The organism is Actinomycetospora sp. (genome assembly GCF_055612215.1).
Genome location: NZ_JBVPVA010001067.1, coordinates 1 through 6,869, shown reverse-complemented (window position 1 = coordinate 6,869; position 6,869 = coordinate 1). Strand labels below are relative to the sequence as shown.

General features: G+C 74.7%; 7 protein-coding genes and 1 pseudogene. 5 read left to right on the top strand and 3 right to left on the bottom strand.

Features of this window, described 5'->3' with window-relative positions; translation table 11 throughout:
- Window positions 1–220: NAD(P)-binding domain-containing protein (locus tag AC0CYZ_RS28875; protein ID WP_472221552.1), on the bottom strand; the 220-nt coding region annotated here is incomplete at its 3' end.
- A 98-nt stretch (window positions 221–318) separates the two neighbouring features.
- Here AC0CYZ_RS28875 and AC0CYZ_RS28870 point away from each other — a divergent pair.
- The 4 genes from AC0CYZ_RS28870 to AC0CYZ_RS28855 are packed head-to-tail and all read left to right on the top strand — an operon-like array spanning window position 319 to window position 3,053.
- On the top strand, window positions 319–1,353 hold the full coding sequence (locus AC0CYZ_RS28870; RefSeq protein ID WP_472221551.1) for an esterase-like activity of phytase family protein: 1,035 nt from the start codon (window positions 319–321) through the stop codon (window positions 1,351–1,353).
- Between the two features lie 29 nt (window positions 1,354–1,382).
- A complete protein-coding gene (locus tag AC0CYZ_RS28865) occupies window positions 1,383–1,844 on the top strand; it encodes a MarR family winged helix-turn-helix transcriptional regulator (protein WP_472221550.1) in 462 nt (153 codons plus the stop codon).
- Between the two features lie 19 nt (window positions 1,845–1,863).
- A complete protein-coding gene (locus AC0CYZ_RS28860; RefSeq protein WP_472221549.1) occupies window positions 1,864–2,397 on the top strand; it encodes a hypothetical protein in 534 nt (177 codons plus the stop codon).
- Complete coding sequence (locus AC0CYZ_RS28855) at window positions 2,394–3,053, top strand: rhomboid-like protein (RefSeq protein ID WP_472221548.1); 660 nt, start codon at window positions 2,394–2,396, stop codon at window positions 3,051–3,053. The genes AC0CYZ_RS28860 and AC0CYZ_RS28855 overlap by 4 nt, the downstream gene beginning before the upstream one ends.
- Window positions 3,054–3,224: 171 nt before the next feature.
- On the opposite strand, the gene AC0CYZ_RS28850 is transcribed toward AC0CYZ_RS28855, so the two are convergent.
- Window positions 3,225–4,304 (bottom strand): SDR family oxidoreductase, encoded by a 1,080-nt coding sequence (locus AC0CYZ_RS28850; protein WP_472221547.1) that lies wholly within the window; start codon window positions 4,302–4,304, stop codon window positions 3,225–3,227.
- Between the two features lie 121 nt (window positions 4,305–4,425).
- Between AC0CYZ_RS28850 and AC0CYZ_RS28845 the strand changes: the two genes are divergently transcribed.
- The gene (locus AC0CYZ_RS28845; RefSeq protein WP_472221546.1) at window positions 4,426–6,186 is read left to right on the top strand and encodes a pyruvate dehydrogenase; all 1,761 of its coding nucleotides are present in this window, start codon (window positions 4,426–4,428) and stop codon (window positions 6,184–6,186) included.
- 16 nt (window positions 6,187–6,202) lie between these two features.
- On the opposite strand, the pseudogene AC0CYZ_RS28840 reads toward AC0CYZ_RS28845, so the two are convergent.
- Window positions 6,203–6,869, bottom strand: a pseudogene (locus AC0CYZ_RS28840) (hypothetical protein); the annotation flags it as partial.

Below are 6,869 nucleotides of genomic sequence, written 5' to 3'. Positions count from 1 at the left end.
CGGCGACCGCGTCGGCGTCGAAGAGCATCGTCAGGACCGCGTCGGCGTCCTTCACCGCGTCCGCGGCGGAGTCGACGACGATCGCGCCGTCCCCGGCGAGCGGCTCCGCCTTGTCCCGGCTCCGGTTCCACGCCCGGACCTGGTGCCCGGCGCGCAGCAGGCTGCGCGCCATCCCCGAGCCCATCAGCCCGGTCCCGAGCACCGCCACCGTCAGGGTCACCGCTGGTCTCCTTCGTCGTCGTCCGTGTCGTTGCCCGGGCTACCCACCCGCGCGGTCCGTTCACCGGTCGGCCATCCGCTCCGGGCACCATCCGCGGCGTGCGCCGCGCCGTCCTGACGACCGTCCTGTTCCTCGCGCTCTCCGGGTGCGCGTCGACGCCCCTGCCCGCCTCGGCCACCGCCCCGACCCCGCAGCCGTGCTCGCCGAGCACCGCGATCACCGGGTGGTCCGACGCCCTCGAGGGACAGCGCTTCGCCGGCCGGACCCCCACCCCGCAGGTCGTCGGGAACCTCTCGGCACTCGCCGCCCTCCCCGACGGCCGGGTCCTCGCGCTCTCCGACCGCTCGGTGCTCTTCGCCCTCGACGCGGCCGCCGACCGCCCCCTCGACGCCGTGGCGCTCGCCGACCCCGCCGGGAAGCCGCTGGACTCGGAGTCGCTGGTCGTCGACCGCGACGGCACCCTGCTGATCGGCGACGAGACCGGCCCGCAGATCCTGCGCGTCGACGTCGACGGGCGGCTGCGCGGCGCGCTGCCGGTCCCGCCCGACGTCGTGGACCGCGGGAAGCCCAACACGACCCTCGAGGGACTCACCCTGTCCCCCGACGGCCACATCCTGACCGCGTCGCTCGAGGAACCGCTGCGCGGCGACGACCCGGGCCTCACCCGCCTCGTCACGTGGACCCGCCCCGGTCCGTCGTCGTCGGCGTTCGTCCCGGGCCCGCAGTACGCGCTGCCGCTGCCCGCCGGCCTCGGCGTCTCCGAGCTCACCCCCACCGGCGACGGCCGGCTGCTCGCCCTCGAACGCGGCTACGAGAAGGCGACGGGCAACACGGTCCACCTCGTCCTGCTCGACCCCGCCGGTGCCACCGACGTCGCGACCGTCGCCGCACTGACCCCAGCCACCGCCGGCACCCCGGTGCGGACCACCCTGCTGGCCGACCTCGGCGCGTGCCCGTCCCTCGGCGCCACCGCGCGGCAGCCCCAGCGCAACCCGCTGCTGGACAACGTCGAGGGCATGACGATCACCGGGCGCGCCCCGGACGGTGCTCTCGAGCTGCTGCTGGTCAGCGACGACAACGACAGTCCCCAGGAGGTCACCCGCACCTACCGGCTGCGGACCACCCTCGGCTGAGGTGAGCGGCGCGGTCCTATCGTGCGCGTGTGCCCGAGCCGTTGTGGACCGACGCGCGGATCGCCGCCCTCCCGAGCTGGTCGGTCATCCGCGCCTCGCTGCTCGTCGCCCCCCGACTGGGCGCCACCCTCGCGCCGGTCGGCCTCACCCCCACCCAGTTCGGGGTCCTCGTGCAGCTCGACAACGAGCCGGGACTCACCCAGTCCGCGCTCGCCCGGCGCTGCCTGATGAGCCCCCAGAGCATGGGCGAGCTGCTGCCCGGCCTCGAGTCGTCCGGTCACGTCGTGCGGGAGGCCGGGCCGCGGCGGGGCCGGCCGACCCCGGTGCACCTCACCGAGTCCGGGCGGGCGGCCCTCGCCCGCGCCACGGTGCTGGTGGAGGACGCCGACCGGCCCGACGCCCTCGGCCTCGACGCGGACGAGCTGGCCACGCTCACCGCGCTCCTCGCCCGGCTGACCGCGGCCGTGAGCGACGAGGTTTCAGGACCCTGATACCCGGGTTTCCCGGGGTGTGCCCTCCCGCAGCCTCGTCGGCAAGCGCGTCCGCCAGCTGCTCGTGTTCGTCCACGTGGTGGTGTCGACGGGCTGGATGGGGGCCGGCGCCGCCAACGTCGTGCTGACGACGACCGCGGCCGTCACCGGCGATCCGCAGGTCTGGCGCGTCTGCTACCTGCTGGTGCAGACCGTCGACACCTGGCTCGTCATCCCGGGCGCGTTCGCCGCACTGGTCTCCGGGATCGCCCTCTCGCTCGTCACGCCCTGGGGCCTGGCCCGGTACTGGTGGGTCCTGGTGAAGCTGGCGCTCACGGTCGTCGTGATCCTCTTCAGCACGTTCTTCGTGGGCGCGTGGGTCGAGGAGAGCATCGTCGCCGGGCTCGCACCTCGCCCGTTCGCGGTCGAGCTCGCCGTCGGCCCGCTCGCGAACCTCGCGGCGTTCCTGCTCATGACGTGGGCCTCGGTGGCCAAGCCGTGGGGCCGCACCCCGTGGTCGCCGGCGCGCCCGGCCGCCCGTCGCCCGGCGCCGTCGGTCACGCTGACGGGGTGATCGGAGGAGCCCGTCGGGTGGGCGCGGCGGTCGTGCGGTACGGCGTCGCCGGCCGCTGGACGGTCGGCTACCTGGTGGTGCTGCTGGCCGTGCACGCGTGGATGGGCCTGGTGGACCCGTCGGCCTTCGTCGCGTGGGCCAGCACGAACGTCGTGAACCTCGAGACCCATCCGCTGGGGGCGCTCGTCGCGAGCGCCCTGATCGTCAACGGGCCGCTGCTCGACGCCGGCACCCTGATCACGCTGTGGCTCGGGATCGGGGGCGCGCTGTGGTGGGTGGAGGCCCGACGCGGGCCGGCGCGTGCCGCCGCGGTGTTCCTCGGCGGCCACGTGGGCGGCACGCTGCTGACGTTGCCGGTGATCCTCGCGGCCGTCCGGGCGGGCCGGTACCCCGAGGACATCCGGTCGACGGTCGACGTCGGGATCAGCTACGGCGCGCAGGCCGCGCTGGCCGCCGTCGTCGTGGCCCTGCCGGGGTGGGCGCGGGTGCCGTGGGTGGTGTTCGTGTACGGCTGGCCGCTGCTCGACGCCGAGTGGACCGGCCCGCTCCCCGACTTCACCACCGTGGGGCACGAGATCGCGGCGACGATCGGGTTCGTACTGGCCGCGACGCTCCTGCGGCCCCGTCCACCCGGCGGCTCCACGCCGCGCCGATGATCGAGGCGCGTGCGCCGGGTCGCGGCGTGCTCATCGCGCAGTAGGCAGTTGATCATGCCGAGGGCACCAGCAACGTGTGGTGCCCTCGGCATGATCGATTGCCGAGCGACCGCACTGTGGTCATCGGTGGAGTCGCGCTCGGCCCGCACGCCGCGGATGTGATCGCCGCGCTCAGCCCGGGTGCGGCACGACCCGGTCGGCCGCCAGCCGGTCGAAGACCCGCGCGAACGCGTCGAGGGTCCGGACGTAGCCGGTGAACCCGGCCAGGCGTGACCGGCTCATGTCGGTGAGGCACTCGATGTCGCGGCCGAGGTCGCCGTCGGTGTGCCAGAACGAGGCGACGTGGTCGAGCCGGCTCTCCCGCAGCCCCTCGCGCTCGGCGATGGTCGCCCAGACGTCCGCCATCCCGGCGGTCTGCTCCTCGAGGGGGCGCGGCTTGTCGTCGAAGCCCTCGGGCTCGACGTGCAGCAGTTCGGCCAGCCGCGGCCACATCCAGCGCCAGCGGAAGACGTCCCCGTCGACGACGTTGAGGGCCTGGTCGTGCGCCGCCGGGGACTCGGTGGCCCAGATCATGTGGTCGGCGACCTGCCCCGCGTCGCTCATGTCGGTCAGGCCGTCCCACTGCTGGCGCGAGCCGGGGAAGGTGAACCTCCGGCCGGTCTCGCGGCACAGCGCGGCGTAGACCGCCAGCGACGAGGCGATGTTCATCGCGTTGCCGACCGCGTAGCCGACGACGGTGTGCGCGCGGTGCACGCTCCAGGTGAACCGGTGGCGCGCCGCGGCAGCGAAGAGCTCGTCCTCCTGGGCGTAGTAGAAGTTCGGGGCGTCGAGGCGCGGTTCGGTCTCGACGAACGGCGTCTCGGGCAGCGTCCCCTGCCCGTAGGCCTCGAACGGGCCGAGGTAGTGCTTGAGCCCGGTCATCAGGGCCACGTGTTCGACGGTGCCCTCCGCGCAGGCGGCCTCGAGCACGTCGCGCACCATCCCGCCGTTGACCCGGATGTTCTCCTCCTCGCTCTCCTGGCGGGCCCACGCGGTGAGGAAGACCGACGACGGGCGGGTGCCCGCCAGCGCCTCCTGCAGGGCGGCGGGGTCGGTCAGGTCGGCGTGCAGCGCCTCGACCTCACCCACCGGGGACGTCCCCCGCCGTGAGAGCCCGAGCAGGTGGCCGCCGCGCACGGCGAGGCGTTCAGCGAGGGCGTGGCCGGCGATGCCGGTGACCCCGACGACGAGGGGGCGGGACAGGGCGTGCACGGGCGGACTCCTCACGGTGGCGGTCGACCCGGGGTGCCCACGGCCCCCGTCGTCTGACCACCCGTGGCAGCGTGACGGGCAGCACCGACGTCCACCACGAGAGCGCAGCGCGGGGAGACCGATGACGACGACCGTGGCCGACCAGCTGATCGAGGTCCTCCTCCAGGCCGGGGTCCGCCGGATCTACGGGCTGGTCGGGGACAGCCTCAACCCGATCGTCGACGCCGTCCGGCGCTCGGGCGGGTCGCAGCAGGGCGGGATCGACTGGATCCACGTCCACAACGAGGAGGCCGCCGCGCTGGCCGCCTCCGCCGAGGCCCAGCTGACCGGTCAGCTCGCGGTGTGCGCGGGCAGCTGCGGACCCGGCAACACCCACCTCGTCAACGGGCTCTACGACGCGCACCGCTCCGGCGCGTCGGTCCTGGCGATCGCCTCGCACATCCCGTCGACCCAGATCGGCACCACCTACTTCCAGGAGACCCACCCGACGGCGTTGTTCGCCGAGTGCTCGTCCTGGGTCGAGCTCATCTCGGCGGCCGCCCAGCTGCCGCGCCTGCAGCGGATCGCGATCCAGACCGCGCTGGCCGACGGCGGGGTCGCGGTGATGGTCCTGCCCGGCGACGTCTCCGCCGAGCCGGCGGCCCACCCGACCGGCACCGGCGACCTCGTCGCCCCGTCGTCCGTGGTCGTCCCGGCCCGTGAGCGCGTCGAGGCCCTCGCCGAGCACATCGACCGCGCCGGCACGGTGACGCTGTTCGTCGGGGCTGGTGCCCGCGACGCGCGGGCCGAGGTGCTCGAGCTCGCCGAGAAGGTGAAGGCGCCGGTCGGGCACTCACTCGGGGGCAAGGAGTGGATCCAGTACGACAACCCCCACGACGTCGGGATGAGCGGGCTGCTCGGGTACGGCGCCTGCTACGAGGCCTCCCACGAGGCCGACCTGCTCGTCCTGCTCGGCACCGACTTCCCCTACGACGGCTTCCTGCCGCAGGCCCGCACCGTGCAGGTCGACCGCGACGGCCGGCACCTCGGGCGCCGGACCCTCCTCGAGCTCGGCGTGGAGGGCGACGTGGGCGAGACCCTGCGGATGCTGCTGCCACTGATCGCCGAGAAGACCGACCGCACCTTCCTCGACCGGATGCTGCGCCACCACGCCGACGCCCTCGAGCACGTGGTGGACGCCTACACCGCGAAGGTGGAGCACCACCGGCCGGTGCACCCCGAGTACGTCGCGTCCCTGCTCGACGACGAGCTCGCCGACGACGCCGTCGTCACCGTCGACACCGGCATGTGCAACGTCTGGGCCGCGCGCTACCTCAGCCCGACCGGACGTCGTCGCATCCTCGGCTCGTTCCGCCACGGGACGATGGCGAACGCGCTCCCCCACGCCATCGGCGCCGCCACCGCCTTCCCCGGCCGGCAGGTGGTGTCGATGTCCGGCGACGGGGGGCTGACCATGCTGCTGGGCGAGCTGCTCACCGCCGCCGAGCACGGGCTGGACCTCACCGTGGTCGCGTTCAACAACGGCGCGCTCGGGATGATCCGCCTCGAGATGATGGTGGCGGGCTACCCCTCCTTCCAGACCGACCACGGCCCCGCCGACCTCGGCGGCATCGCGCGGGCGGCCGGGCTGCACGTGGTCACCGTCGAGGACCCGGGCGACGTACGTACTGCGCTGCGCGAGGCCTTCGCGCACCGCGGCCCGTCCCTGATCGACGTGCGCACCGACCCCGACGCGCTCTCCATCCCGCCGCACATCACCGCCGAACAGGTCCGCGGCTTCGCCCTCGCGGGCATGCGGACGGTGCTCGCCGGCGGCGTCGGGAAGATGGTGACGCTGGCCCGGGCGAATCTCCGCTCGGTCCCGCGCCACCCCCTGCGGTGAGCCCGGTGCGCTTCGGCTAACCAGCGTCCGCCAACCACTTGTGCAGCTTGGGCTTGGTGTAGGCGGTGACCGCCGCGGCGAGCGCCTCGTCGGCGGCCGTGCGGCGGGCGCGGGCCTCGGCGTGCAGCACGCCGTAGGTGAAGCTCGGCTCCCCGGCGCGGTGCGCGAGGTCGGCCAGGTCCACCAGCCAGTGCGCCACCGCCTCGCTGCGGCGTCGCTCCTCGAGGGCGGCGGCGAGCGCGTCCGCGGCGTCGGCGAGCTTGCGGGCCTGCTTGCCCAGCGCACCCCGGGTGACCTGCGCGGTCGTCGCCACCGTGTGCGCCGCCGTCGCGACCGGCCCGAGGCGCGGCTCGCTCGCCCGGTCGGTGGCCGCCTCGGCGATCGCCGCGTCGGCGGCCTCGCGGGCCGCGGCGTCCGCGTCGGCGAGGGCCCGGGCGAGGACGCGGGTGGCGTGCTTCGGCTTGCCGCCCGCGATCGGTGCGGTGAGCACGAGCTGGTCGGCGTGCGCGAGCAGGCTCGTCCACTCCGGCTGGGCGAGCATTGAGGCCACCGCGTCGCGGCGCTCCGCGGACCGGGCCGCGACGACGATGCCGACCCGCGCCTCGACCGGGCCCTGGCGCAGCGTCGGGTCGAGGTCCTCCACGAGCTCCTCGAGCACGTCGATCGTGCCGTCGAGCGCGCGG